This is a genomic window from Pseudomonas sp. C1C7, assembly GCF_013359595.1.
In the GTDB taxonomy this organism is placed as follows: Bacteria; Pseudomonadota; Gammaproteobacteria; order Pseudomonadales; family Pseudomonadaceae; genus Aquipseudomonas.
This window is the reverse complement of the sequence record NZ_JABFMP010000022.1, coordinates 1-24,038: the sequence shown is the minus strand read 5'-3', so window position 1 is coordinate 24,038 and position 24,038 is coordinate 1. Positions and strand designations below refer to the sequence as shown.

General features: G+C 45.9%; 21 protein-coding genes. All 21 read left to right on the top strand.

What is annotated here, in order from left to right:
- The first annotated feature begins 136 nt into the window (after positions 1–136).
- The 21 genes from ihfB (at position 137) to HNO86_RS18200 (ending at position 23,963) form a co-directional block, all read left to right on the top strand.
- Positions 137–433: an integration host factor subunit beta gene (gene ihfB, locus HNO86_RS18300; protein ID WP_175378341.1), complete on the top strand. Its 297-nt coding sequence runs from the start codon at positions 137–139 to the stop codon at positions 431–433.
- A gap of 20 nt (positions 434–453) precedes the next feature.
- Entirely contained in the window at positions 454–690 is a 237-nt protein-coding gene (locus HNO86_RS18295) for a LapA family protein (RefSeq protein ID WP_175378340.1), read from the top strand.
- Between the two features lie 55 nt (positions 691–745).
- Entirely contained in the window at positions 746–1,798 is a 1,053-nt protein-coding gene (locus HNO86_RS18290) for a Wzz/FepE/Etk N-terminal domain-containing protein (RefSeq protein WP_175378339.1), read from the top strand.
- Between the two features lie 1,204 nt (positions 1,799–3,002).
- Positions 3,003–4,316 (top strand): UDP-N-acetyl-D-glucosamine 6-dehydrogenase, encoded by a 1,314-nt coding sequence (wbpA, locus tag HNO86_RS18285; RefSeq protein ID WP_175378338.1) that lies wholly within the window; start codon positions 3,003–3,005, stop codon positions 4,314–4,316.
- Positions 4,317–4,370: 54 nt separating this feature from the next.
- On the top strand, positions 4,371–5,315 hold the full coding sequence (gene wbpB, locus HNO86_RS18280) for a UDP-N-acetyl-2-amino-2-deoxy-D-glucuronate oxidase (RefSeq protein WP_175378337.1): 945 nt from the start codon (positions 4,371–4,373) through the stop codon (positions 5,313–5,315).
- A gap of 75 nt (positions 5,316–5,390) precedes the next feature.
- Positions 5,391–5,972: a UDP-2-acetamido-3-amino-2,3-dideoxy-D-glucuronate N-acetyltransferase gene (wbpD, locus tag HNO86_RS18275; RefSeq protein ID WP_175378336.1), complete on the top strand. Its 582-nt coding sequence runs from the start codon at positions 5,391–5,393 to the stop codon at positions 5,970–5,972.
- A gap of 5 nt (positions 5,973–5,977) precedes the next feature.
- Positions 5,978–7,072 carry a DegT/DnrJ/EryC1/StrS aminotransferase family protein gene (locus HNO86_RS18270; protein WP_175378335.1) on the top strand — a complete coding sequence of 365 codons (1,095 nt, stop codon included), beginning with the start codon at positions 5,978–5,980 and terminating at the stop codon, positions 7,070–7,072.
- Positions 7,073–7,130: 58 nt separating this feature from the next.
- Positions 7,131–8,495 carry an oligosaccharide flippase family protein gene (locus HNO86_RS18265; RefSeq protein WP_175378334.1) on the top strand — a complete coding sequence of 455 codons (1,365 nt, stop codon included), beginning with the start codon at positions 7,131–7,133 and terminating at the stop codon, positions 8,493–8,495.
- Positions 8,496–8,510: 15 nt separating this feature from the next.
- Entirely contained in the window at positions 8,511–9,749 is a 1,239-nt protein-coding gene (locus HNO86_RS18260; protein ID WP_175378333.1) for a hypothetical protein, read from the top strand.
- Positions 9,750–9,772: 23 nt separating this feature from the next.
- Positions 9,773–10,666, top strand: coding sequence for a glycosyltransferase family A protein (locus HNO86_RS18255; protein ID WP_175378332.1), 894 nt, complete (start codon positions 9,773–9,775; stop codon positions 10,664–10,666).
- Between the two features lie 31 nt (positions 10,667–10,697).
- Positions 10,698–11,840, top strand: a complete 1,143-nt coding sequence (locus tag HNO86_RS18250; protein WP_175378331.1) for an N-acetyl sugar amidotransferase — start codon at positions 10,698–10,700, stop codon at positions 11,838–11,840.
- Positions 11,837–12,451, top strand: coding sequence for an imidazole glycerol phosphate synthase subunit HisH (gene hisH, locus HNO86_RS18245; protein ID WP_175378330.1), 615 nt, complete (start codon positions 11,837–11,839; stop codon positions 12,449–12,451). Before HNO86_RS18250 ends, hisH begins: the two co-directional genes overlap by 4 nt.
- Before the next feature lies 1 nt (position 12,452).
- Positions 12,453–13,235, top strand: coding sequence for an AglZ/HisF2 family acetamidino modification protein (locus HNO86_RS18240; RefSeq protein ID WP_175378329.1), 783 nt, complete (start codon positions 12,453–12,455; stop codon positions 13,233–13,235).
- 32 nt (positions 13,236–13,267) lie between these two features.
- Positions 13,268–14,302, top strand: a complete 1,035-nt coding sequence (locus HNO86_RS18235) for a polysaccharide biosynthesis protein (protein WP_175378328.1) — start codon at positions 13,268–13,270, stop codon at positions 14,300–14,302.
- Between the two features lie 3 nt (positions 14,303–14,305).
- On the top strand, positions 14,306–15,424 hold the full coding sequence (locus HNO86_RS18230) for an NAD-dependent epimerase/dehydratase family protein (protein ID WP_175378327.1): 1,119 nt from the start codon (positions 14,306–14,308) through the stop codon (positions 15,422–15,424).
- Between the two features lie 23 nt (positions 15,425–15,447).
- Positions 15,448–16,578: a non-hydrolyzing UDP-N-acetylglucosamine 2-epimerase gene (gene wecB / locus HNO86_RS18225; RefSeq protein ID WP_175378326.1), complete on the top strand. Its 1,131-nt coding sequence runs from the start codon at positions 15,448–15,450 to the stop codon at positions 16,576–16,578.
- Positions 16,579–16,592: 14 nt separating this feature from the next.
- Positions 16,593–17,843 carry a glycosyltransferase family 4 protein gene (locus HNO86_RS18220; protein WP_175378325.1) on the top strand — a complete coding sequence of 417 codons (1,251 nt, stop codon included), beginning with the start codon at positions 16,593–16,595 and terminating at the stop codon, positions 17,841–17,843.
- A gap of 2 nt (positions 17,844–17,845) precedes the next feature.
- On the top strand, positions 17,846–18,808 hold the full coding sequence (locus HNO86_RS18215) for an SDR family oxidoreductase (RefSeq protein ID WP_175378324.1): 963 nt from the start codon (positions 17,846–17,848) through the stop codon (positions 18,806–18,808).
- A gap of 2 nt (positions 18,809–18,810) precedes the next feature.
- Positions 18,811–19,827, top strand: a complete 1,017-nt coding sequence (locus HNO86_RS18210) for a glycosyltransferase family 4 protein (protein ID WP_175378323.1) — start codon at positions 18,811–18,813, stop codon at positions 19,825–19,827.
- Between the two features lie 110 nt (positions 19,828–19,937).
- Positions 19,938–21,932, top strand: coding sequence for a nucleoside-diphosphate sugar epimerase/dehydratase (locus HNO86_RS18205; RefSeq protein ID WP_175378410.1), 1,995 nt, complete (start codon positions 19,938–19,940; stop codon positions 21,930–21,932).
- 180 nt (positions 21,933–22,112) lie between these two features.
- Positions 22,113–23,963, top strand: a complete 1,851-nt coding sequence (locus HNO86_RS18200) for a hypothetical protein (protein ID WP_175378322.1) — start codon at positions 22,113–22,115, stop codon at positions 23,961–23,963.
- The last annotated feature ends 75 nt before the right edge of the window (positions 23,964–24,038 follow it).

Sequence of the window (24,038 nt, the reverse complement as noted above, 5' to 3'; positions counted from 1 at the left end):
GGTGGATGGATGTTCAAAGAACCGCGCAATACGCGGTTTGCAGTAGGGTGTCAAAACTCATACTGTTCAAATCCATCCGGGCATGCTAAAACCGTCGGAGCGATTTTCCTAGCTGCTTGAAAAAGAAGGGAAAAATATGACGAAGTCGGAGTTGATCGAACGAATTGTCACCCATCAAGGGCTGCTCTCGTCCAAGGATGTGGAGCTGGCCATCAAGACCATGCTTGAGCAAATGTCCCAATGCCTTGCTACCGGGGATCGGATTGAGATTCGGGGGTTTGGTAGCTTTTCATTGCACTATCGTGCGCCGCGAGTTGGGCGCAATCCTAAGACCGGTCAGTCAGTCAGCCTCGATGGTAAGTTTGTTCCTCATTTCAAGCCTGGAAAGGAGTTACGAGATAGGGTGAATGAGGATGAAGAGAATGATATCTGAGTTACGTTGAGGGCATTATGATGAAAAAGCTACTGCGCTGGTTTTTTCTATTAATACTGTTGCTGGCGAGTGCAGCGCTTATTGTTTTTGTGCTTGAGAATCAACAATCTGTCAAAATCGGTTTCTTCGGGTTCTCTAGTGGTGAGGCTCCCGCATCTTTATGCTTGGTCATAGCGCTTTTGGTCGGAATGGCGATAGGTCCAGTTGTTTCTTTCATGTTTAAATACGCACGTAATCATGATGTAAGAAAAATCTAAATGCCTAGTTGGTTTGTGGCACATTAATCTTTTGAGAATGGATTATAGTAAGCATATGCAAGATATTAGCACTAGTACCCAAGGCTTAAATGAATTGGATTTATATGATTTTATAAAAGGGGTTTGGGCGCAGCGCTGGTTGATCTGTCTGGTTGCTGGTTTAGTAGTGGTTGTGGCAAGTCTTTATGCTTTTTTGAGTCCTCCTGTTTATGAGGCGCGAGCTTACGTTTCACCTCCAAATCAAAGTGATATTGAGAATCTGAACTTAGGGCGCACGAAAAAATCAGAGTTAAAGCCTTATTTGGTAAAAGATGTATATGATGTTTTTATTAAGAATCTTCAGTCGGAAACTTTAAAGCGTGATTTTTTTAAGAGTGTTTATCTGCCCTCGCTGAAAGAATCTGATCGAGAGAAATCACAGGACGTTTTATATCGCCAATTCCTGAAGGATTTAACGATCATTCAGCCCGTTAAAGAGTTTCCGAATCGATTCTCAATATTGGCATTGAGCGGTGATTCTGCGGTTTCAGTAGAGTGGTTGACTAAATATATAAATAGCGCTGGCGAAATGTCAAAAAATGAACTTATAAATAATTATGATAAAGAAGTGGAGATGCGAGCGCGGAGTGTTGGTGCGCTAATTCAGACTTCAAGAGAAAATGCTGCAAATAAACGAAAAGATACACTCGTACAATTACGCGAAGCTGAGCAAGTCGCCGATGCTATTGGTCTGGAGAAGCAGTTGACTGTACTGGGGAGTGCTCCCAGAGATATATCTGGCGAGGATGATCCTCGATTGATTTATTTGCGGGGAACAAAGGCTTTGGCTGCGGAGGCAAAGGTTCTCGAAACGAGAGGTTCAGATGATCCCTATATTGTTGATTTACGGAGACTTCAAGGTGAATACGATTTTTATAAAAGCTTGAGAGTAAAATCTGAAGATATTGCTGTGTATCAACTTGATGGCGCGATTCAACCTCCCGATGCGCCAGTCAAGCCAAGAAAAGCATTGATTCTCGTTCTAGGTGCCGTCTTGGGATTGGGCCTGGGCGTAATTGCGGGGCTTATTCGTCAGTTTTGGATGCGAAATGCACTCCGCCATGCTTAAGTTTTTGCCTAAGGCAACAGAAAATATGGTATCTGCGTAGTTGTGTTTGTAGGTAAATTGCTCGCTAGTACCATTAGCGGGCAATTTCCGTTTCTGCGGTTTAGGGCGCTCGTATAAGAGTCTGGAGCGCAGATTTTCACCTTTTTGCTCCGAGCAAGCTTAAGGGGCGTTTCGTAGCTCAAAGGGTGAGTACTTGGATTGAGAGCAGCCCTTGAGTGCTCATCTTGGATTGTGTGTAGCGAACACGAAATCCACGATCAATAATGCTTATTGAACAAGGATCTGCACTAACCGATTTGCTCCAGTGGTCGTATAATCCACGGTTTGAGCGCCCAGATCTCGCTTCAGCATGCATAATACAGCTGTGCCAGTAGTGGGCTTAGCCGCCAGCCCTGAGGGGATTGTGAAGCCTGAATCTGCGGGCTGCAGCCTGGAACGACCGCACCTTAGTGATTGAATCAAACTCCGGTTCGATGAGTCTCAGGGCGTTAGGTAGGCATCAAAGATGGAATATGGATATGAACATTCGCAGTGCCAAAAATCACTTCAATTCTCCTTCGCTGGGGAATGGCATCTTGGTACCGGGCAGTTCTAGGAGGGATGCCGCGCTGTGGAGAATCTGATTCGACAAAATACTGTCTCCGCTCGCTCAGTTTGTCAGAGGGGCTGTGGTATGCGCGGTCGCTACGATCTTACGCAAGAGTCGCTGCGCATCGGCTGTCGAGTCGTTTTTTCCCATGCTAATGGAGTTTGGTCGTCGTTGTGCTCTTTCCCTTGCGTAGCCCGTCGTAAGGAGGGGCGTGTCAAGCCATTATCTATATGTCCAAGCATCGTCGCGCAATTTCAAGATAACGGGTCAGGATTTCCCTGTGCGCCTCCCTGAGCATTCGCGGGTAGAGTAAAATTCTTCAATGAGGAATTTACAGAGCTCAGCGCCGTTTTTTGACTAGACGACGAGAGGTGAAGAACCGCTCATGTGATTGTTTAAACTGTCATTAGCAGACGGGCCTGCCATTGGGGAGGTTTTGAGCGCTCTGAGCCCTAGGTGGGAGACGCTCTTGACATGCTGAGCTGTTTTGATTTTCAACGGAAAATCTTGGAGTGCTAGCGTGCCTTTAACACTGATATTTCACTTGGCTTGAATGTGAGTCCATTAGAAATATCAAATTTTTATCGCTCATCAGCCTGAGCCGGAGCAAGATTGATGTCCCAGCAAATAAAGAACAGTATCTCCAAATTTAAGAGCAAGGAAGCCTTGATCGGTATCGTCGGTCTGGGATATGTCGGGTTGCCGTTGATGCTGCGGTACAACGCCATTGGTTTTCGTGTATTAGGGATCGATATCGATGAACAAAAAGTTGGCAAGTTGAATGCCGGTGAAAGTTATATTGAACACATCCCTGGAGTAAAAATTCAGCAAGCACGAACCACGGGTTTCGAAGCAACCACCGATTTTAGCCGTGCGTTGGAATGTGATGCTCTGATCTTGTGCGTGCCGACACCGCTGAATAAGTATCGCGAACCCGATATGAGCTTTGTGATCAATACTACCGATGCGCTCAAGCCATACTTGAGAGCAGGACAAGTCGTCTCTTTAGAAAGCACCACATATCCGGGTACCACAGAAGAAGAACTGTTACCCCGTGTACAAGAAGGTGGCTTGATCGTAGGTGAAGATATTTTTCTCGTGTATTCACCCGAACGCGAAGACCCAGGTAATCTAAGTTTCGAAACACGCACCATTCCCAAGATCATCGGTGGTGACACTGCAGCCTGCCTCGAGGTAGGCATTGCGCTTTATGAGCAAGCCATTGATCAAGTTGTCCCAGTAAGCTCGACTAAGGCAGCTGAAATGACTAAGCTGCTCGAAAACATTCACCGCGCCGTAAATATTGGCTTGGTCAACGAAATGAAAATTGTCGCGGATCGTATGGGCATCGATATTTTCGAAGTAGTTGACGCCGCAGCGACTAAACCTTTCGGATTTACCGCTTACTACCCAGGTCCGGGACTCGGCGGGCACTGCATTCCAATCGATCCATTCTATCTCACATGGAAAGCGCGGGAGTATGGGCTTCACACCAGATTTATCGAACTATCAGGTGAAGTAAACCAAGCGATGCCTGATTATGTCTTGAGCAAGTTGATTGACGGCTTGAATGATGCCGGTAAAGCGTTGAAGGGTAGTAAAGTATTGGTCCTCGGCATCGCATATAAGAAAAACGTAGACGATATGCGTGAGTCGCCTTCAGTAGAAATCATGGAGTTGATTGAAAGCAAAGGCGGCACGGTGGCCTACAGTGATCCCCATGTGCTGGTGTTTCCAAAAATGCGGGAACATCATTTTAATTTGAATAGTGAACCGCTGACGGTAGAAACACTGGCAGAATTTGACGCTGTGGTGTTAGCAACTGACCACGATAAGTTTGACTATGATCTCATCAAGCAGCACTCTAAGTTGATCATTGATAGTCGTGGCAAATACAGAGACCCGGCGAAAAATATCATTAAAGCTTGAATTTTATAGGTTAGCGTTTAATCGGATAATGGTTTAGGCCATAGAAGAGGTAAAATGAAAAACTTTGCTCTGATCGGTGCTGCTGGTTACATTGCTCCCCGGCACATGCGTGCAATTAAAGACACCGGTAACGTTTTAGTTTCTGCCTACGATATAAATGATTCCGTTGGTATCATAGACAGCATTTCCCCGCAAAGTGAATTTTTTACTCAGTTTGAGCGATTTATCGAGCATGCCCATCAGCTTAAACGGAATCCCGGTACTGAACTTGACTACGTAGCGGTTTGTTCACCTAACTATCTTCACCACTCGCACATTGCTGCTGGATTGCGACTCGGCTGCGATGTCATTTGTGAAAAACCTCTTGTCCCTACGCCTGAAATCCTGGATGAACTCGCATTAGTTGAAAAGGAAACAGGAAAGCGCGTATACAATATTTTGCAGTTGCGTCACCATAAAGCGATTCTGGATCTTAAAACCAAAGTTGCAAATGAAAGTGCAAACGAAAAGTACGATGTTGAGCTCACCTATATTACCTCACGCGGTAATTGGTACATGGAAAGTTGGAAAGGCGACCCGCGCAAGTCCTTTGGGTTAGCAACAAATATCGGTGTGCATTTTTACGATATGCTTCATTTTATATTTGGAAAACTGCAGCGTAATGTCGTTCACTTTGCGTCCGAATACCGCGCTGCTGGATATCTTGAGTATGAAAAAGCCCGTGTGCGTTGGTTTTTGTCGATCGACGCGAATGATCTCCCAGAGTCTGTAAAAGGCAAGAAACCGACCTACCGTTCTATCACTGTCAATGGTGAGGAAATTGAATTTTCGGAAGGTTTCACGGACTTGCATACGGTCAGTTACCAAGAAATATTGAATGGGCGTGGGTACGGCATTGAAGATGCGCGCCATTGCGTTGAAACCGTGAATACCATCCGTTCGAGCAAGGTCGTAGTACCCTCTGCTGGGGAGGGTCATCCATTTCTGCAAAGTCTCTAATGCGAAACTGGCCCATCTTATCGATGGGCCTTCGCCTACAATTAATATTTATAATGGCAGATACAGGAGTGTGAAGTGAATTACTCGGCTCATAGCAGCGCGATAATTGATGATGGAGCGGTCATCGGTGAAGGCTCTCGTGTGTGGCATTTTGTTCACGTATGTAGCGGCGCACGTATCGGCAGTGGTGTGTCTCTGGGTCAAAACGTGTTCGTGGGCAATAAAGTTGTAATTGGTGATTTTTGTAAAATACAAAATAACGTATCTGTATACGACAACGTAACACTCGAAGACGGCGTGTTTTGCGGCCCAAGTATGGTGTTCACGAATGTCTATAATCCGCGCTCGCTAATAGAGCGTAAAGACCAGTACCGAAATACTTTGGTCAAAAAAGGCGCTACGTTAGGTGCAAATTGCACAATCGTCTGTGGTGTCGTAATCGGAAAGTTTGCGTTTGTTGGGGCGGGAGCTGTAATCAATCGTGACGTGCCAGCATATGCATTGATGGTTGGGGTGCCTGCCCGACAGATTGGCTGGATGAGCGAATTTGGTGAGCAGTTAAAGCTTCCTGTCATAGGTTCAGGAAAAGTAAAGTGTGAGCACAGTGGCGCATATTATGTGCTTAACGAAAATGTTATCACCAAAATTGATGCGTGAGTCCAATGCTCGAATTTATCGATCTAAAGTACCAACAAGCTAGAATTAAAACCCAACTGGACGCTGCCATTCAGAGGGTGTTGATGCACGGTCAGTATATCTTGGGCCCAGAAGTTTCTGAGTTGGAAGAGAGACTTGCAGATAGAGTAGGTGCCAAATTTTGCATTACTTGTGCTAATGGGACAGATGCTCTTCAGATTGCTTTAATGGCGTTGAATATTGGGCCAGGTGACGAAGTGATCACCCCCGGCTTTAGCTACATTGCGACAGCTGAAGCAGCCGCCCTGCTAGGGGCGAAAGTCGTCTATGTCGATGTAGATCCATTTACCTATAACCTTGATCCAAAGAACCTTGAGTCTGCAATAACGCCGAATACAAAGGCGATTATTCCAGTTTCGTTGTACGGTCAATGTGCTGACTTCGATGCAATTAATACAATTGCAGAGAAGTACGGAATTCCGGTCATTGAAGATGCGGCCCAAAGTTTTGGTGCTACTTATAAAAATAGAAAGTCCTGCGGGTTAACCACAATTGCATGCTCAAGCTTTTTCCCAAGTAAGCCGCTAGGTTGCTATGGTGATGGCGGAGTGATGTTTACCGACAATGAAAGTATCGCTGTCGTGTTACGTCAAATCGCGCGTCATGGTCAAGATCGCCGCTATCATCACGTCAGGGTCGGGGTGAACAGCCGCATAGATACACTGCAAGCCGCAATTTTGCTCGAGAAGTTAACCATATTTGATGAAGAAGTAGAGCTGCGACAGTCGGTTGCCAAACGCTATGATGCTCTTTTGTCCGAAGCGGGTGTTAAGTCTATACCCTTCATTCATCCTGATAATAAGAGTGTTTTTGCCCAATATACAATTCGCGTGGAGCAGCGTGATAGTCTGCAGAAAACACTCTCAAATTTTGGTGTTCCTACCGTGGTGCATTACCCCATTCCATTGAATAAGCAACCGGCAGTAGCCGATCATTCTGTTTCGTTGCCTATCGGAGATGAAGTGGCGCGTACGGTGTTGAGTTTGCCGATGCATCCGTATCTTCGCGAAGCTGATCAATCACAAATTGTTCAATTTCTAAAACAAGCACTTATTGCTTAAATTTATTGGCGTTAGTTGATCAGTGCATGGCGATTTTTTTTGAGTATTGAGTGTGGTGATGCGATTCTGGAAAAAGATGGAGAGGTATAAAGCGAGTGATTTTGTCAGGGCCGTAAGCGTGCTGATTGGCGGTACAGCTGTGGCCCAGATAATAATGCTTTGTGTACTTCCGTTACTGACTAGGCTTTACACACCTGAAGATTTCAGCGTCTTATCGGTGTACTTGGCATTGCTAAGCGTCATTTCTGTTGCAGCAACACTAAGATTTGAATTGGCCATTCCGATCCCTGAGGATGATGTTGACGCGATAAATATACTTTTTTTAGCCATAGTATCGTCGGCACTGAGTGGTACGCTCATTGCGTTAGTGGTGTATTTTTTTTCCGAGTATCTCTCACTATTGTTTGGCCGGCCAAATCTTCAATACTATCTGTGGGTCTTGCCTGTCGGAATTTTTTTTTCCGGTAGCTACAGCGCATTGCAATTTTGGACTGGCCGAAAGAAAAGGTTTTCAGATATAGCAAAAACTAAAGTGCAACAAGCCTTCGGCGCAGCGTCAGTTCAGATTCTATATGGTTTTTTTGCAAGCACCCCGTTGGGTCTCATTCTTGGGCAAACGATAAATAATGGGGCTGGTGCGGTCGGGTTAGCAACAAAGAGCTATTTTTTGGATAAAAGCTCATTAAGTGGTGTTCAGTTCCACAAAATGAGGAAGCTCTTCAAGAAGTACGATCGATTTCCAAAATACTCTATGCTCGAAGGGCTTGCGAATAACGCCGCAATTCAAGTCCCCGTAATTCTTATCGCGAGCCTGGCTGCGAGCCCGGAGGCTGGATACCTTCTTTTGGCCATGCAACTCATGCAGGCTCCAATAGGCCTTGTTGGAGGAGCAGTCTCCCAAGTTTATCTATCTAAAGCTCCAGAGATGCAACGAGCAGGTCAGCTTTCCAACTTTACATTAGACACACTTTTAGGCCTGGTCAAAGTGGGTATTATTCCACTGGTTGCAGCAGGTGCAATGGCACCATTCGTATTCCCGATTATCTTTGGAGAGCAATGGCAGCGGGCGGGGGTAATTATCTTGTACATGGTTCCCTGGATTGCTATGCAATTGCTGGCTTCTCCAATCTCCATGGCTCTCCATATCACCAATAATCAACCGATCGCGATGTATTTGCAATTCTGTGGTCTATTGCTACGAGTTGGAGCTGTCGCCATTATCGCATTGTGGATTCCAAGCAAGCTAACTGAGGTTTACGCGGTCACGGGTTTTGTTTTCTACACTGTTTACTTGATAATTGTAATGAATGTGACGCAGGTGAAAATTTGGGATTTTCTTTGCAGAGTAAAATATATTATTGGCGTTGCAGTTGCGTTGTTTTTATTAGCTATTATATATGTCGCGCGTCTGCGCTTTATTTGATGTCCAGAGGTGTTCATGTTTTTCTATAATTTAACAAGCACCCGAATAGCTGTGTTTTTGTTTGTGCTTGCGGTGTCGTTGGTTTACATGTGGCTCCCCCTTTTTGTTAATTTCGCTTTGTTGCCAAGTGAGTACTTTCTGAAGTTGGCGTTCATGACATTCTTCGCCATCGTCAGTGTTCTGGTAGGTTACAGTGTTCCTCTATTTGACTCGCGCTTCAGGCCTCATGCGATAAGAATCAGAATCCCACCAAATACTGTGCACTTTTTTGTTTGGTTCGTTTTTATCTTCTTTCTTTTCATTACCTTATATACAGCCCCAGCCATTCCCATTCTTTCGGCAATATCAGGCGCTGACACTGATGAACTGAGCGTTCAGCGTGGAGCCTTTTTGAAAGGCAGGGAGGGCGCAGAGGTCGCGCTGATATATGTCAGCACGATATTTGTCAGCGCATTTCTACCCTATAGTCTCGCAAGAATGTTTATTGATAAACATAAGTATCGCTATGTGTTTCTGCTGATTTTCTTTGGCTACTCGGTCAGTTTCTTACAAAAAGCACTTTTTTTGAATGCGCTTTTGCCATTGTTTTATATCGCGTCGCAACGCAAGAAAATCAGTTTTGCTACCGCAGTCATCCTCGTTGTCGCGTGCGCCGGGGTTCTATACCTTGTTACGTTGCTGGCCATGGGCGGTACCGCGGATTCTAGCGCTGTCACACAAAGTGGTGGAGTTTCTGCCCCGGAGTTCTATAGCTCAAAGTATTTACCTTCGGGAGCAATTGATCACCTCGTATGGCGCATTGTTGCGGTTCCGATGTTCACTGCCGCAGATACTTTGGTGGTCTTGAAGCAACAGTTTGATGATCTTCCATTGCTGGGAGCTACAAGTACTTTCTTTTCTGCATTGTTTTCTCTGGATCGTGTCTACTTGGAAAAACTGGTTTTTGAATACGAATGGGGATGGAATGACACGGCAAATTCGAACGCCGTCTTCTTTACCGAGGGGTTTGCAAATTTTGGATGGCTTGGCGTCTGGCTTTATTCATTTTTTGTCGGCCAAACGTTTCGCTGGTTCAGAAAGTCAGAGGATGATGCATTCAAGGCTTTATGGCTGATCTATTTTCTGGGTTTGTTTACAGGTGGCTTGATTGGAACACTATTGAGTAACGGATATTTGCTCATGTTTTTTGCAAACTTCTTTTTAAGTGTTCGGGCTAAAAACACAGGCGAAAACAAACTCAATAGTGCGTATTGAAATATTCGATAATAGGAGCTCACATGAGTGACCTTAATGTTAGTGTAGTCGTTGCAGTTAAAAATGAAGAAAAATACGTCCAGTCTGCGATGCTCAGTATACTCAGGCAACAAGGTTTAAGTTTTGAGTTGATTGTGGTGGATGACGGTTCCACCGATGAAACTTATAATATTCTTCAAGCGTTGGCTGCTGAGTATACAAATCTACGATTGTTGAAAAATCCTAATTCAGGTAAGTGTTCTGCGTTTAATTTTGGCGTGCAACACGCGACGGGCAGATTTACCTGCATCTATGCAGGTGACGATCTCATGCCCGCGGGGAGTCTGGCCGCGCGCTTCTCCATGGTAGCCGGCTGTGGCGAGCACGAAGCAGTTGTCGGGCTTTGCAAGCTGATCACTCTTTCTGAAAATAAAAAATTTGATGGTCATCTTGTGCCCAAGCGCGCGGGCCAAGGCGGCTTGACGGGTGTCTCTTACATGATGAGCCGGCAGGTCGTTTCAAAGATCTTCCCAGTACCTGAGTCACTGCCGAATGAAGATACGTGGATGGAGTTGGCGGTCACTCATTTTGTCGATTGGACCGTGGTTCACTCGGACATTGTTGGTTGCATGTGGCGGGTTCATAGCGGGAACAGCATTAATATGCTAGTAGACTTCCCCACCTATAACAGGAAATTAACCCCAAGGATGGCTGCAATCGGTTTGTTTTACGACAGACACGCTTCAGAACTTTCAAATGCATCCAGGGACGAGCTATACCAAAAAGTCAGATGCGAATCGAGCCGTTCGAAGGGCGATATGCTAGGCATTCTGCTTTCGAACACCAGTTTGGTCAACAGACTGAGAGCACTATCGGCTTGCAACAGCTTCTTCTATAATCTTCGTAAAAAACTGTACGGTCTTCTCTCTGGCTGGTGAGAGCGGAATTCGTGGATGCTTAAGGTGCTTTATGAGTCTGAAGAAATACAACATTTGCCGCACATGCATTATGGATACCAGTGATCCTAATCTCACTTTTTCGCAAGATGGTCAATGCGAATATTGCTTGAATTTTGAGAATAATATCCGTCCCAATTGGGACACTGGATCAATCGGCGAAGCCGAGTTGATGAAAATTGCGGATAAAATTAGAAAAGAAGGTGAAGGTAAGGAGTTTGACTGCATCATCGGTCTAAGTGGTGGGCTTGACAGCTCTTATCTTGTATATGTCGCAAAGGAAAAAATGGGTCTCAGGCCTCTGCTTTTTCACGTGGATGCTGGCTGGAATACTGATCAGGCCGTCGGGAATATCGAAAAGCTTGTTGATGGTCTGGGTTTGGACCTTTATACCGAAGTAATCAACTGGGAAGAGATGAAGAGTTTGCAGGTTGCGTTCTTGAAGTCTCAAGTTCCGGATCAGGACATTCCTCAAGATACCGCATTCTTCTCTGGCCTGTATAAGTTTGCTAAGGCTCATAAGATCAAGTATGTATTGACAGGGGGGAACTATTCAACCGAGTGCTGTCGTGAACCCGAAGAGTGGGGCGCTTATCCAGGTATTGATAAGATACTTATTAATGACATACATAATAAATTCGGCTCGCGGAAACTGAAAAGTTTTCCGATTGTCGATGTGCTGTCCTACAAAATTTACTATCGCTACGTCTTGGGTATGAAAGTGATTCGTCCTTTGAATTTGCTGCCTTATATTAAAAGTGAGGCTGAGGAGACCCTAGAACGGTTGTTCGGCTGGAAGCGTTTCCAACACAAACACCACGAATCGAGGTTCACCCGTTTTTACGAAGATTATTGGATGCCTCGAAAATTCGGATACGAAAAGCGTCGGGCGCATTTTTCGAGCCTCATCATGACCGGTCAATTAACACGTGACGCCGCGTTGGAACGTATTTCCAAGCCTGAGCTGGATGAGAAATTTCTGCAATCCGAATTTGAGTATGTGGCTCATAAATTAGACTTGACTGTCCCTGAGCTTCAGAGCATTTTTGAAGGTCATAACAAGACGTGTCTTGACTACAAAAACAAACGCTTCCTCATCGGGATCGGCTCTCGGGTGCTAAGCGCACTTGGTTTGGAAAGAAGACTCTTCAGATGATCACAATCGTAGATTATGGTTTGGGAAATATTCAGGCGTTCGTCAATGTTTACCGACGATTACATATTCCTGTGGCTGTAGCGAAATGTGCAGCCGAACTCGAAGCTGCCTCTAAAATAATCCTGCCCGGAGTCGGGGCATTTGACCATGCGATCGAACGTCTTGACGCGTCAGGCATGCGGCCAGTCTTGGATAACCTCGTAGTGGAATCGAAGATTCCTGTGCTGGGAATATGCGTTGGTATGCAGATTCTCTCCGACAGCAGTGAGGAAGGGTCGCTGCCTGGTTTGGGGTGGGTCCCTGGGAAGGTCCGGTCATTCAAAGCTGTTCCGGAGTTATCGGACTTGCCATTGCCGCATATGGGGTGGAATGATGTTTCGCCTTCATTGAATAATTCCCTTTTCAAGGGCTTCGAAAAAGAAGCTCGTTTCTACTTCCTTCACTCTTTCTTTTTCGAATGCTTGAATTCTGAACATATCGCTGCATCTTCTAACTATGGATTGGATTTTAGCTGTGCTGTCCGTGCGGATAATGTGTATGGCGTCCAGTTTCATCCCGAAAAGAGCCACCACTTTGGGGTGGGCCTACTGAAAAATTTCGCGGAACTATGAAATGCTAAGACCACGAATTATTCCATGTCTTTTGATTCAAGATGGCGGGCTAGTTAAGACAGTAAAATTTAAGGATCCAAAATATGTTGGTGATCCAATCAACGCCGTGAAAATTTTCAACGAGAAAGAAGCTGACGAACTGATTGTTATTGATATCGATGCTACGGTTAATAATGCTGAGCCTAACTATAAGCAAATAGCAAATCTGGCCGCTGAATGCCGTATGCCTCTTTGCTACGGTGGTGGAATACGTACGGCGAAACAGGCGAAAGAAATTATTGCGTTGGGCGTCGAAAAGGTCGCTATCAGTTCGGCTGCCCTGGATAACCCCGCGCTGATCACCCAAATCGCCGAAGAAATTGGGAGTCAAAGTGTTGTCGTCGTGCTCGATTATAAGTCTCGGATGCTAAGCAAGGCCTGCGATGTCTGGACGCATAATGGAACTCGCAATACCAAGCGGAGCGTTCTTGATGTTGCCTTGGAAGTAGAGAAGCTTGGCGCCGGTGAAATAGTTATAAACTCCATTGAAAACGACGGTCGAATGAAGGGCTATGATATCGATCTAGCCCAGAAGCTTCGTCAGACGGTCCACATACCCATTACGATTCTGGGCGGAGGTGGATCGCTTGGCGACATGCGCAATGTGGTCGCTGCGTGTGGTGTAGTGGGGATTGCAGCCGGTAGTTTTTTCGTTTTCAAGGGGGCATACCGTGCCGTTCTGATTAGCTATCCAAGTGCACAGCAAAAAGACGAGCTAATTTATTCAGCATTACGAACTAAGTAACATTGCCTGGTTCGCGGCAAGGGTAGGTCATTATGTTTAGTGGAAAAAAACTTCTTATCTCTGGTGGTACAGGTTCGTTCGGTAACGCAGTCTTGAAGCGTTTCCTCGACACCGATATTGCTGAAATTCGCATTTTCAGCCGTGACGAAAAGAAACAAGATGACATGCGCAAGCGGTACAGCAACCCGAAGCTGAAATTCTATATTGGTGATGTGCGCGATTACCAAAGCGTTTTGAATGCTACCCGCGGTGTTGATTATATTTTTCACGCAGCAGCGCTCAAGCAGGTTCCGTCCTGTGAGTTTCATCCGATGGAAGCCGTCAAGACTAATGTTATTGGGACCGATAACGTTCTTGAAGCCGCGATCCAGAACGAAGTCAAGCGCGTTGTTTGTCTGAGTACCGATAAGGCTGTATATCCCATCAACGCCATGGGCATCTCCAAAGCCATGATGGAAAAAGTGATGGTAGCCAAGTCCCGCAATGTGGACGAATCTAAGACCGTCATCTGTGGCACTCGCTACGGGAATGTCATGGCATCTCGTGGGTCTGTGATCCCTCTGTTCATTGAGCAGATTCGCGCAGGTAAATCCCTGTCAATTACTGATCCCAACATGACACGCTTCATGATGACACTGGCGGATGCCGTCGATCTGGTTTTGTACGCTTTTGAGAATGGTAACAATGGTGACCTCTTTGTCCAGAAAGCCCCTGCTGCCACAGTAGAGACACTTGCCCGGGCGTTGACGGCATTGCTCGGACAACCCGAGCATCCCATCCAAATCATCGGAACACGTCACGGCGAAAAACTTTACGAGGCTTTGCTAAGTCGCGAAGAGATGGCTTGTGCTGAAGACATGGGAGCCTACTTCCGCGTTCCTCCAGATTTGCGTGATTTGAATTACAGTAAATTTGTTGAGCAAGGTGAGGAAAAGATTTCCACTATGGAAGATTACAACTCCCACAATACCGAACGGCTCGACGTTGAGGGAATGCAAAATTTATTACTGAAATTAGATTTCATGCGCGCGATTCAGCGCGGTGAATTTGCGACACCCGAGGAATAAGGCATGAAAGTATTGATCACCGGTGCCAACGGATTCGTCGGTAAAAATCTACTCGCTCATCTAAATGAACGAAATGATGTTGAGGTACGGAAGTTTTGTCGAGAAGACGATGTCTCCCAGTTGCCGTCATTGGTATCAGATGTGGATTTTATTTTCCATTTGGCCGGGGTCAATCGTCCTGAAAATGTCGAAGACTTTAAAGTTGGGAATACCGATCTGACGAAGACTTTGTGTTCTGCTGTCGCTAGAACAGGTCGCAACATCCCTTTGCTCTATACATCCTCTATACAAGCAGAATCGAACCATGCATATGGTTCCAGTAAACGAAATGCTGAGGAAGCGTTGTTGAGTCTGTCTGTCCAGAGTAATAGCCAAGTACATTTGTTCAGATTGCCTAATGTTTTTGGAAAATGGGCGCGACCTAATTATAATTCTGCTGTTGCGACATTTTGCCATAACATCGTTAACGGCCTACCTATAAACATAAATGATGCAAATGCGAATATTTCCCTAGTTTATATTGATGATGTTATTAACTGCTTTATCTCTGTCATGGATGGAAAAGTATCTGGCGATCCCTTTGTTGTTGTCGAGCCACAGTTTTCAATTACAGTCGGCGAATTGGCTACACAGTTGCGTGCATTTAAGGAAAGTCGGCAATCGATGATTGCTGAGCGCGTAGGGACAGGTTTGGTTCGTGCTCTGTACTCCACATACCTCAGCTATCTGCCTCCTAAGGATTTTACTTACGAGGTTCCAAAGTATGGAGACGCACGTGGTGTCTTTGTGGAGATGCTCAAAACTAAAGATTCAGGTCAGTTTTCTTATTTCACTGCTCATCCGGGTATTACCCGCGGTGGCCATTACCATCACACGAAAACAGAGAAGTTTTTGGTAATTAAAGGGGATGCTTGTTTCCGCTTCCGTAACATCGTATCAGGGGAGTTCTACGAGCTTTTTACAAATGGGGATACGCCGGAAATTGTCGAAACTGTGCCTGGCTGGACCCACGACATCACGAACATTGGCGAGAGTGAAATGATAGTGATGTTATGGGCGAACGAAATTTTCGATCGTGAACTTCCAGATACTTACACGATGCCTGTAGGCACCCAAGCCTGATTGAATTAGGAATGAGTATTGCAATGAAAAAGCTGAAAGTTGTAACTGTAGTAGGAACGCGCCCCGAGATTATTCGGTTGTCGCGCGTTATTACCGCGCTGGATAAGTACTGCGATCATGTACTAGTCCATACAGGTCAAAATTATGACTATGAACTGAATGAAATTTTCTTTCAGGACCTTGGTATTCGTAAGCCTGATCATTTCCTGAGTGCGGCGGGTGGTAACGGCGCAGAAACGATCGGAAACGTCATTATTTCAGTGGACCGCGTGCTTGCCTCAGTGCAACCTGAAGCCCTACTTGTCCTAGGTGATACCAATAGCTGTATGGCGGTTATTCCTGCAAAACGTCGGAAGATCCCGACTTTTCACATGGAAGCAGGCAATCGTTGTTTTGATATGCGGGTCCCTGAGGAAATCAATCGTCGGATTGTAGATCACACGGCTGATATCAATCTTACCTACAGTACAATTGCGCGTGATTATTTACTCAATGAAGGTCTGCCTCCAGATAGGGTGATCAAAACGGGTAGCCCTATGTTTGAGGTCTTAAACCATTACCGCAATGGTATCGAAACTTCTGACGTAGTACAGCGTCTGGGGCTTGAATCCGGGAAATTCTTTGTCGTTAGTGCGCACCGTGAAGAGAATATCGACTCTGATAAAAATTTTCTTAAATTGGTTGATGTTCTGAATACGGTTGCAACTACATTTGGTCATCCGGTCATTGTTTCTACTCACCCGCGCACACAGAAGCGAGTTGATGCTATGGGTGTTGTATTTCATGAAAATGTTAGGCTTTTAAAGCCTTTAGGATTCAAGGATTACAATAAACTTCAGCTTGAATCCAAGGCTGTACTGTCTGATAGCGGAACTATAAATGAAGAGTCTTCAATCCTTAATTTCCCAGCGTTGAACATCCGTGAAGCTCATGAACGGCCGGAGGGCATGGAAGAGGCTGCCGTGATGATGGTCGGGCTTGAAGTCGAGCGGGTTCTGCAAGGATTAATGATTTTGGAAACTCAAGCTTCAGGAACGATGCGTTCGTTGCAACTTGTATCCGACTACAGCATGCCGAATGTATCTGAGAAAGTCGCGAGGATCGTACATAGTTATACTGACTACGTTAATCGTGTGGTCTGGAAGCGCTACTAATTTGAGTTGTGTTCATGTCTGAGAGTAAATTGAGGATTTTGGTAGTTACGCAATATTTTTGGCCTGAAAATATGCGTATCAACGATTTGGTTCGTGACTTTACCGAGAAAGGACATTCGGTCACTGTGTTGACTGGACTACCAAATTACCCTGAGGGTGAGGTATATAGGGAATACCTATCTGCACCTGAGCGCTTTAGTGAGTATTCAGGCGCTGAAATCTTCAGGGTGCCTATGGCTGCGCGTGGGAAACGCAGTATTAGTTTAATGTTGAATTATCTAAGTTTTTTCACCAGTGCCTCCTCTATTGGGGCATACAAACTGCGCGGCAAGCAATTTGATGCGATATTTGTCTATGCTGTTTCCCCAATTATGACTGCGATTCCAGCGCTGGTCATTGGACGGTTAAAGAAAGCCCCCGTGTTTGTTTGGGTGCTGGATTTATGGCCTGAGACACTTCGAGCTGTTGGCGTTATCAAACATCCAGCCTTGCTATCGATGGTCGGTAAAATGGTTTCCTGGATCTACAATCGTACAGACTACTTACTTTTGCAGTCGAACGGATTCTTCGATAATGTAAAAAGATACTGTACGCGAAACATTTCTCCTGAACGGTTGGTGTACTTTCCAAGCTGGGCTGAAGATGATTTTTCATCCCCATCATCGCAATATTCTCGTTTACTCGAACGGGACGGTTCCGTATTCACCGTAGTATTTGCGGGCAACCTTGGCGAAGCTCAAGATCTCCCGGCTGTACTGGATGCAGCCGAAAAATTGCAAGGCAAGGTGGCAGTTCGCTGGGTAATTGTCGGTGACGGTCGAATGAGTGAGTGGGTTGGTCAACAAGTTCAATCCAGGGGGCTAAGTAACGTATTGTTATTGGGAAGGCACCCATTAGAAGAGATGCCAGCTTTGTTCGCGAATGCAGATGCTTTGCTCGTATCTCTGAAAACCAATGACGTTTTTGAAAAGACCATCCCCGGCAAAGTGCAAGCATATTTGGCTTCGGGTAGACCACTTCTAGGCATGATCAATGGCGAGGCTGCCAGAGTGATTACTGAGTCAGGTGCCGGTTTTACTTGTGCGTCCGGCGACGCCAGCGGCTTGGCTGAGATCACCATGGCGCTTGCAAATACAGATGCGATGGGTCTGAAAGCGATGGGACAAGCGGGGCATCAGTACTACTTAAACTATTACTCTAAACCCATTCTTTTGTCTCGGCTTGAACGTTTATTCCGTAACGCTACTCTACGCAAGGCTACCTGATAATGCAGCCGACAATACTACTTACTGGTGCAACAGGTTTCGTCGGTGGCGCCATTCTAAAACGTTTAAATTTCGAGAGTAAATTTCCTGTCGTAGTTGCTGTTCGAGACGAGTCACGCGTGTGTGTTCCGAATGTTCCTAAAGTCTGCATCGAAACGTTCGATGACATGACTAAGTGGGAGGCACACTTGGCGGGTTGCGGTGTTGTTATACATTCCGCAGCTCGAGTACACGTCATGCAAGACGTCGAAGTCGATCCGTTGGCTGCTTTTCGTAAAGTGAACGTTGACGGTACATTGAATCTTGCTAGGCAAGCGGCCGCTGCTGGTGTGCGAAGGTTCATATTTATCAGTTCCATCAAGGTCAACGGCGAAGGGACTGACGAAGGCTCCATGTATAGTGCTGAAGACGTTCCAGCTCCTGTCGATCCCTATGGAATTTCGAAGATGGAAGCTGAGGAAGGGCTTCGCCAACTGGCCAAAGCAACAACAATGGAGATCGTCATTATTCGGCCGGTTCTGGTCTATGGACCAGGTGTTAAAGCTAATTTTCTGAGCATGATGCGTTGGCTTGATCGAGGCATTCCTCTTCCTTTCGGAGCGATTCATAACAGTCGCAGTCTCGTTGCACTGGGTAACCTTGTCGACCTGATCCTTACCTGTATCGATCATCCCGCTGCGGCTAACCAGACATTTTTGGTAAGTGATGGAGAGGATTTGTCCACTACCGTATTGCTCAGCAAGATGGCTAAAGCACTCAACAAGCCGGCCAGGCTTGTTCCAGTCCCTGCCTGGGTGCTTCGGAGTGGTGCAGCGCTTTTAGGTAAAAAGGCGCTTTCCCAGCGCCTTTGCGGTTCATTGCGAGTCGATATCAGCAAAACACGAGACCTTCTAGGCTGGGCGCCCCCACTCAGTGTGGATGAGGCGCTGGCGATCACTGCAATGCATTTTCGGGAACATCAATAACAATGGTTTATTTGTGGCTGGTACCGGTAGTTACCGTTATTTCTTTTTTGTTAACTGCTGCTCTGCGACGATATGCATTGGCTCGAAGCATTATCGATATTCCCAATGCGCGAAGCTCCCATACTATCCCAACTCCGCGAGGGGGAGGGGTGGCAATTGTGCTGACTTTTTTGGCCTCGATTCCAGTTTTTGGTAGTTTCGAAATGGCTCCCTGGCAGCAGTTGATCGCCGTAGGCGGAGCTGGCGCTGCAGTAGCCGTAATTGGGTTTATGGATGATCATGGTCACATCGCTGCCCGCTGGCGTCTGTTGGGGCATTTTGGAGCCGGAGTTTGGGCTCTCGCTTGGTTGGGCGGGCTTCCCCCCATAACGTTGTTCGGTACTAACCTGAATCTATACTGGGTTGGTCACTTCCTGGCTGCTGTTTACTTAGTTTGGCTGCTGAATCTATACAATTTCATGGATGGAATTGATGGCATCGCTAGTGTTGAAGCGCTAAGCGCTTGCCTTGGTGCCTGCTTGCTTTATTGGCTCATTGACGCTCAAGAACTCATTTGGGGGCCGGCAATGCTGGCTGCGGCGGTTGTCGGTTTCCTGTGCTGGAATTTTCCCCCTGCGCGAATATTTATGGGGGATGCGGGAAGCGGTTTTCTAGGAATAACCTTAGGTGTACTGTCTCTACAGGCGGCTTGGATCTCCCCTAAAATGTTGTGGGCGTGGGTAATTTTGCTGGGTGTGTTCATTGTCGATGCGACATTTACCTTGATACGCAGGCTTCTACGTGGCGATAAAGTGTATGAAGCTCATCGTAGCCATGCCTATCAGTTTGCATCCCGTCGGTTCGGCAAGCATCTACCCGTAACGCTGGCTGTAGCTGCAATCAACCTATTTTGGTTGTTGCCTGTTGCCTTCGCGGTGACCCGACTCGGGCTCGATGGGGCCTGGGGTGTGCTTATCGCGTACGTTCCGCTGATCATTCTTGCCTTCAAATTCCATGCTGGAAAACTGGAAACTCCCTAGGATTTTTGACCTGGGTAGGCGTCGTATTTAGACAGTGCCGGTTTCGAGCGAATATGTACAATGATCGAGTGATATCAGTTTAGGAGCGGTAAAAGGTGTTTGAAGCGTTTATGGATCGATTACGCGCGGTGTTGTTGGGGCTCCCGCGTCGTCACAAACGGCTGATTCAGGTACTAGCTGATGTAGGTCTGGTTTGGATGGCGTTGTGGTTGGCATTTATTGTGCGTCTCGGGATCGATGAAATGATCAATCCCTTCACCACTCACGTCTGGCTTTTCGTCAGCGCGCCTCTCGTAGCGATTCCGCTCTTCATTCGATTTGGCATGTACCGCGCAGTCATGCGCTATTTCGGCAATGATGCACTAATTGCCATCATCAAGGCAGTGAGTCTTTCTTCATTGATCCTTGGTTTTATTGTCTATTGGTATAGCAATCATCAAAATGTAGTGCCGCGGTCCATCATATTCAATTACTGGTGGTTAAGCATGGTGATGATCGGGGGGCTTCGCCTTGCGATGCGTCAGTACTTCCTCGGTGATTGGTTTTCCGCCGCTCAACACGTTCCATTCGCTAACCGTGATGATGGGTTACCTAGAGTTGCGGTCTACGGCGCTGGTGCTGCGGGTAATCAACTAGTAGCTGCACTGAGAATGGGGCGCGCCATGCGCCCAGTCGCCTTCATTGATGATGATGACAGTATTTCTAACCGGGTTATCTCAGGCCTTCAGGTTTATAAGCCACGTCATATCGAGCAAATGATTCACGCTACAGGTGCTCAGGAGATACTGCTCGCCATTCCTTCGACCTCTCGGGGACGACGCCGCGAAATTCTCGGTCTCCTTGAAAACTATCCATTGCATGTACGCAGCGTGCCGGGATTCATGGATCTGGCGAGTGGCAGAGTGAAGGTGGATGATATTCAGGAGGTCGACATTGCCGATCTCCTAGGTCGCGATGCTGTGCCCGCACAAGATGATTTGCTAGAGCACTGCATTCTGGAGAAAGCCGTTCTTGTAACTGGTGCGGGTGGCTCAATTGGTTCGGAGCTGTGCAGACAGATCCTTACACAGTCACCCACCACACTGATTCTATTCGATCATAGTGAATTTAATCTTTACTGCATCTTGGCAGAGCTCGAACAACGTATAAGTCGTGAATCATTATCGGTGAAACTCCTACCTATATTGGGATCTGTGCGTAATCAAGCCCAGTTGGTGGAAGTGATGAAGACTTGGAAAGTTGATACTGTCTACCACGCAGCCGCTTATAAGCACGTGCCTATGGTTGAGCATAATATTGCCGAAGGTGTGTTGAATAACGTGATGGGTACTCTTAATACTGCACAAGCCGCGTTACAAGTAGGAGTTTCTAATTTTGTACTAATCTCAACCGATAAAGCAGTTCGGCCTACAAATGTTATGGGTAGTACCAAGCGTCTTGCAGAGCTCACTCTTCAGGCACTGAGTCGTGAAATAGCACCCGTTTTGCTTGGCGATTATTCTAAAATTTCTCGTGTTAATAAAACGCGCTTTACGATGGTCAGGTTTGGGAATGTCTTGGGTTCGTCTGGGTCGGTAATTCCACTTTTTCACAAGCAAATAAAATCGGGCGGGCCGTTAACTGTTACCCATCCAAAAATTACGCGTTATTTCATGACTATCCCAGAAGCAGCCCAATTAGTCATACAAGCCGGTTCGATGGGGCTGGGAGGTGATGTATTTGTTTTGGATATGGGTGAACCTGTAAAAATTGTCGAACTCGCAGAAAAAATGATTCATCTCTCGGGATTAAGTGTTCGCTCGGATAAAAATCTGAACGGCGATATTGCCATAGAATTCACGGGCCTGCGCCCAGGTGAAAAGCTCTACGAAGAGCTTCTTATAGGCGATAACGTAGCCGCAACTAAACATCCCATGATTATGTGCGCGAACGAGGACTATTTGACTTGGGACGTATTGAAAGAGAAGCTTACCGAGTTGCTGCTTGCGGTAGAACATGACGATTATTCAAGAGTGCGGCAACTTTTGCGTGATACCGTTAGTGGCTACACACCAGATGGTGAAATTGTGGACTGGATATATCAACAGCAAAAGCTTGAGCCTTGATTGCTGATCTATAATATGTATGGGGAGACGTCCGTAACCGGGCGGGCGTTTTTATTATAAAGTTCTTGAGGTTTTTGCGTTGAGTAACGGTAATTTTTTATATATATCATAAAATATGACGGCTCTTGTTAAGCGATTGCTGTAGTAACGTCGAAGTAAAAGTTAAGGGCTAAGGTTGTAATGAGCATTCAAAGCGATACCTCTGATTTGACTAAGAATAATTCTCTGAAGGTTAGGTTTTCGCAGGCGACTGAATGGTGCCTAGCTCTACTCTCTGCTATTGGATCTATGGCGGTACTTATTTGGTTGCTATTCTACAGTTCTTATGGCTTTGAATTTACTGACGAGGGTTTTTACTTAAATTGGGTGGCAGCCCCAAAATTGTATGATTCGTCTCTGACGCAGTTTGGCTATATCTACTATCCATTGAATCTGCTTGTAGGAGGGGATGTTGCATGGCTGAGAAGAGCTAATGTGCTGCTTACATTTTTCCTAAGTTGGTTTCTGGTCGACACCATCATTAAAGGTTTATTTCCTTCGGATATTAAATCGAAAGTAAATCGATATGTAGTATCTTTTGGTTTTGCAAGCGGAGGGGTAAGCTTTTTTAGCTTTTGGCTTCTGTCGCCGAGTTACAATAGCTTAAATTTTCAAGCGCTCCTAATCATTGCCGCCGGATTGTGTTTGATTGAGCTAGAAAAAGAGCGTTCCTTCGGTTGGGTCTTAATTGCTGTTGGTGGCTGGTTGGCTTTCATGGCGAAGCCTAGTAGTGCTGCTTTAGTTGGAGTCTGTGTTTTCTTTTGTTTGCTGATTACGAGAAAAATTAATATTCGTATGATGCTGCTTTCGGCAATGTTGCTGGTTTTTTTATTGATTTTAAGTTCGCTAATAATTGACGGGTCAATATCGGGATTTATACTAAGACTGCAAACAGCGATGACTTTCGCCGAATTTTTAGGTGGCGGTCATACACTAGTGCAACTGTTGCGATTTGATGATTTTTTACTAAGTTCAGAGGAGGTGACAAATTTTCGAGTCGTGCTCATTGCGTGTCTCGTTGTTCCGTTTTTTTTATATGTTAATAATTTTTTAACCCGTACGTTAGGACTTTTACTTTCAGGTGTTTTGCTGCTTGTTATTATTTTATTAATTACGGGTAAATGCCACTTAAGTCTTAAGCCTAGCAGTTTTCAAGGGCTTTTGATCTTGGTGGTCCCAACCGCAATGCTATTGCTTAGCTGCTTTTTTTTCAGTCGTCGGTTTATCTCGAAATTTTCTTTATCGCATATCTTTATGGCGTTATCGTTTGCAGTATTTCCACATATTTACGCCTTCGGTAGTAATAATAACTATTGGGCAGTTGGGAGTTTGGTTGGTTTTTTTTGGTTGGTGGCTGGATTGGTACTTTTTGTCCCATCGCTACGTGGTGAGAAGTCATCCTTCATTCTATTTCCACTGGTGTTGTTCACCCAGGTGGTCGTAGTAATATTGGTTCACTCGGGTATGACCTTGCCTTATAGGCAGCCGCAACCATTAGTATTAAACGTTCAGCCGGTGGAATTAGGCCGGAGTGGTTCTCGGCTCTGGCTTTCTGAGGGGTATGCTAACTACTTGACAGATGCCATAACGACAGCGCGAAAAGCTGGCTTTCATTCAGGCACACCAATCATAGATTTAAGCGGCCAGTCCCCAGGGCTGCTTTACGCGCTCGGTGCCAACAGTATCGGCCGGGCGTGGATGATTGGAGGTTATCCGGGCAGTTTCAAGTTGGCTACTGAAGTGTTGAAGAGGGTTCCGTGCGAACAACTGATTTCAGCATGGCTTTTAGTCGAGCCAGGAGGTCCTAGGAGTATTTCTGATAGCCTCATTGGTACATTCGGAGCGGATCTCAAGGATTATGAGGTGGTTGCATCCTGGAATACCCCTAAAGGTGCAGGCGGGTTTGAAGAGCGACCTATCCAACAGCTACTAAAACCTAATTATTCTATTGATCTGTCTGCAGATAAATGTGCCCAAACAAGAGCTCACTAGGTTCTGTACGAAAAGTAATATCGTAAACACCGCATAGCACAAGCCAGCGAGACCATCGCCGCATAACTTTTCGCG

Coding starts and splice junctions, on each gene's coding strand:
- HNO86_RS18220 (WP_175378325.1), top strand. CDS start 16,593: ATGTCTGAGAGTAAATTGAGGATTTTGGTAGTTACGCAATATTTTTGG.
- HNO86_RS18205 (WP_175378410.1), top strand. CDS start 19,938: ATGGATCGATTACGCGCGGTGTTGTTGGGGCTCCCGCGTCGTCACAAA.
- HNO86_RS18250 (WP_175378331.1), top strand. CDS start 10,698: ATGAGTCTGAAGAAATACAACATTTGCCGCACATGCATTATGGATACC.
- hisH (WP_175378330.1), top strand. CDS start 11,837: ATGATCACAATCGTAGATTATGGTTTGGGAAATATTCAGGCGTTCGTC.
- HNO86_RS18240 (WP_175378329.1), top strand. CDS start 12,453: ATGCTAAGACCACGAATTATTCCATGTCTTTTGATTCAAGATGGCGGG.
- HNO86_RS18290 (WP_175378339.1), top strand. CDS start 746: ATGCAAGATATTAGCACTAGTACCCAAGGCTTAAATGAATTGGATTTA.
- HNO86_RS18230 (WP_175378327.1), top strand. CDS start 14,306: ATGAAAGTATTGATCACCGGTGCCAACGGATTCGTCGGTAAAAATCTA.
- ihfB (WP_175378341.1), top strand. CDS start 137: ATGACGAAGTCGGAGTTGATCGAACGAATTGTCACCCATCAAGGGCTG.
- HNO86_RS18215 (WP_175378324.1), top strand. CDS start 17,846: ATGCAGCCGACAATACTACTTACTGGTGCAACAGGTTTCGTCGGTGGC.
- HNO86_RS18260 (WP_175378333.1), top strand. CDS start 8,511: ATGTTTTTCTATAATTTAACAAGCACCCGAATAGCTGTGTTTTTGTTT.
- HNO86_RS18235 (WP_175378328.1), top strand. CDS start 13,268: ATGTTTAGTGGAAAAAAACTTCTTATCTCTGGTGGTACAGGTTCGTTC.
- HNO86_RS18200 (WP_175378322.1), top strand. CDS start 22,113: ATGAGCATTCAAAGCGATACCTCTGATTTGACTAAGAATAATTCTCTG.
- wbpB (WP_175378337.1), top strand. CDS start 4,371: ATGAAAAACTTTGCTCTGATCGGTGCTGCTGGTTACATTGCTCCCCGG.
- HNO86_RS18255 (WP_175378332.1), top strand. CDS start 9,773: ATGAGTGACCTTAATGTTAGTGTAGTCGTTGCAGTTAAAAATGAAGAA.
- wecB (WP_175378326.1), top strand. CDS start 15,448: ATGAAAAAGCTGAAAGTTGTAACTGTAGTAGGAACGCGCCCCGAGATT.
- HNO86_RS18210 (WP_175378323.1), top strand. CDS start 18,811: ATGGTTTATTTGTGGCTGGTACCGGTAGTTACCGTTATTTCTTTTTTG.
- wbpA (WP_175378338.1), top strand. CDS start 3,003: ATGTCCCAGCAAATAAAGAACAGTATCTCCAAATTTAAGAGCAAGGAA.
- HNO86_RS18270 (WP_175378335.1), top strand. CDS start 5,978: ATGCTCGAATTTATCGATCTAAAGTACCAACAAGCTAGAATTAAAACC.
- HNO86_RS18265 (WP_175378334.1), top strand. CDS start 7,131: ATGCGATTCTGGAAAAAGATGGAGAGGTATAAAGCGAGTGATTTTGTC.
- HNO86_RS18295 (WP_175378340.1), top strand. CDS start 454: ATGAAAAAGCTACTGCGCTGGTTTTTTCTATTAATACTGTTGCTGGCG.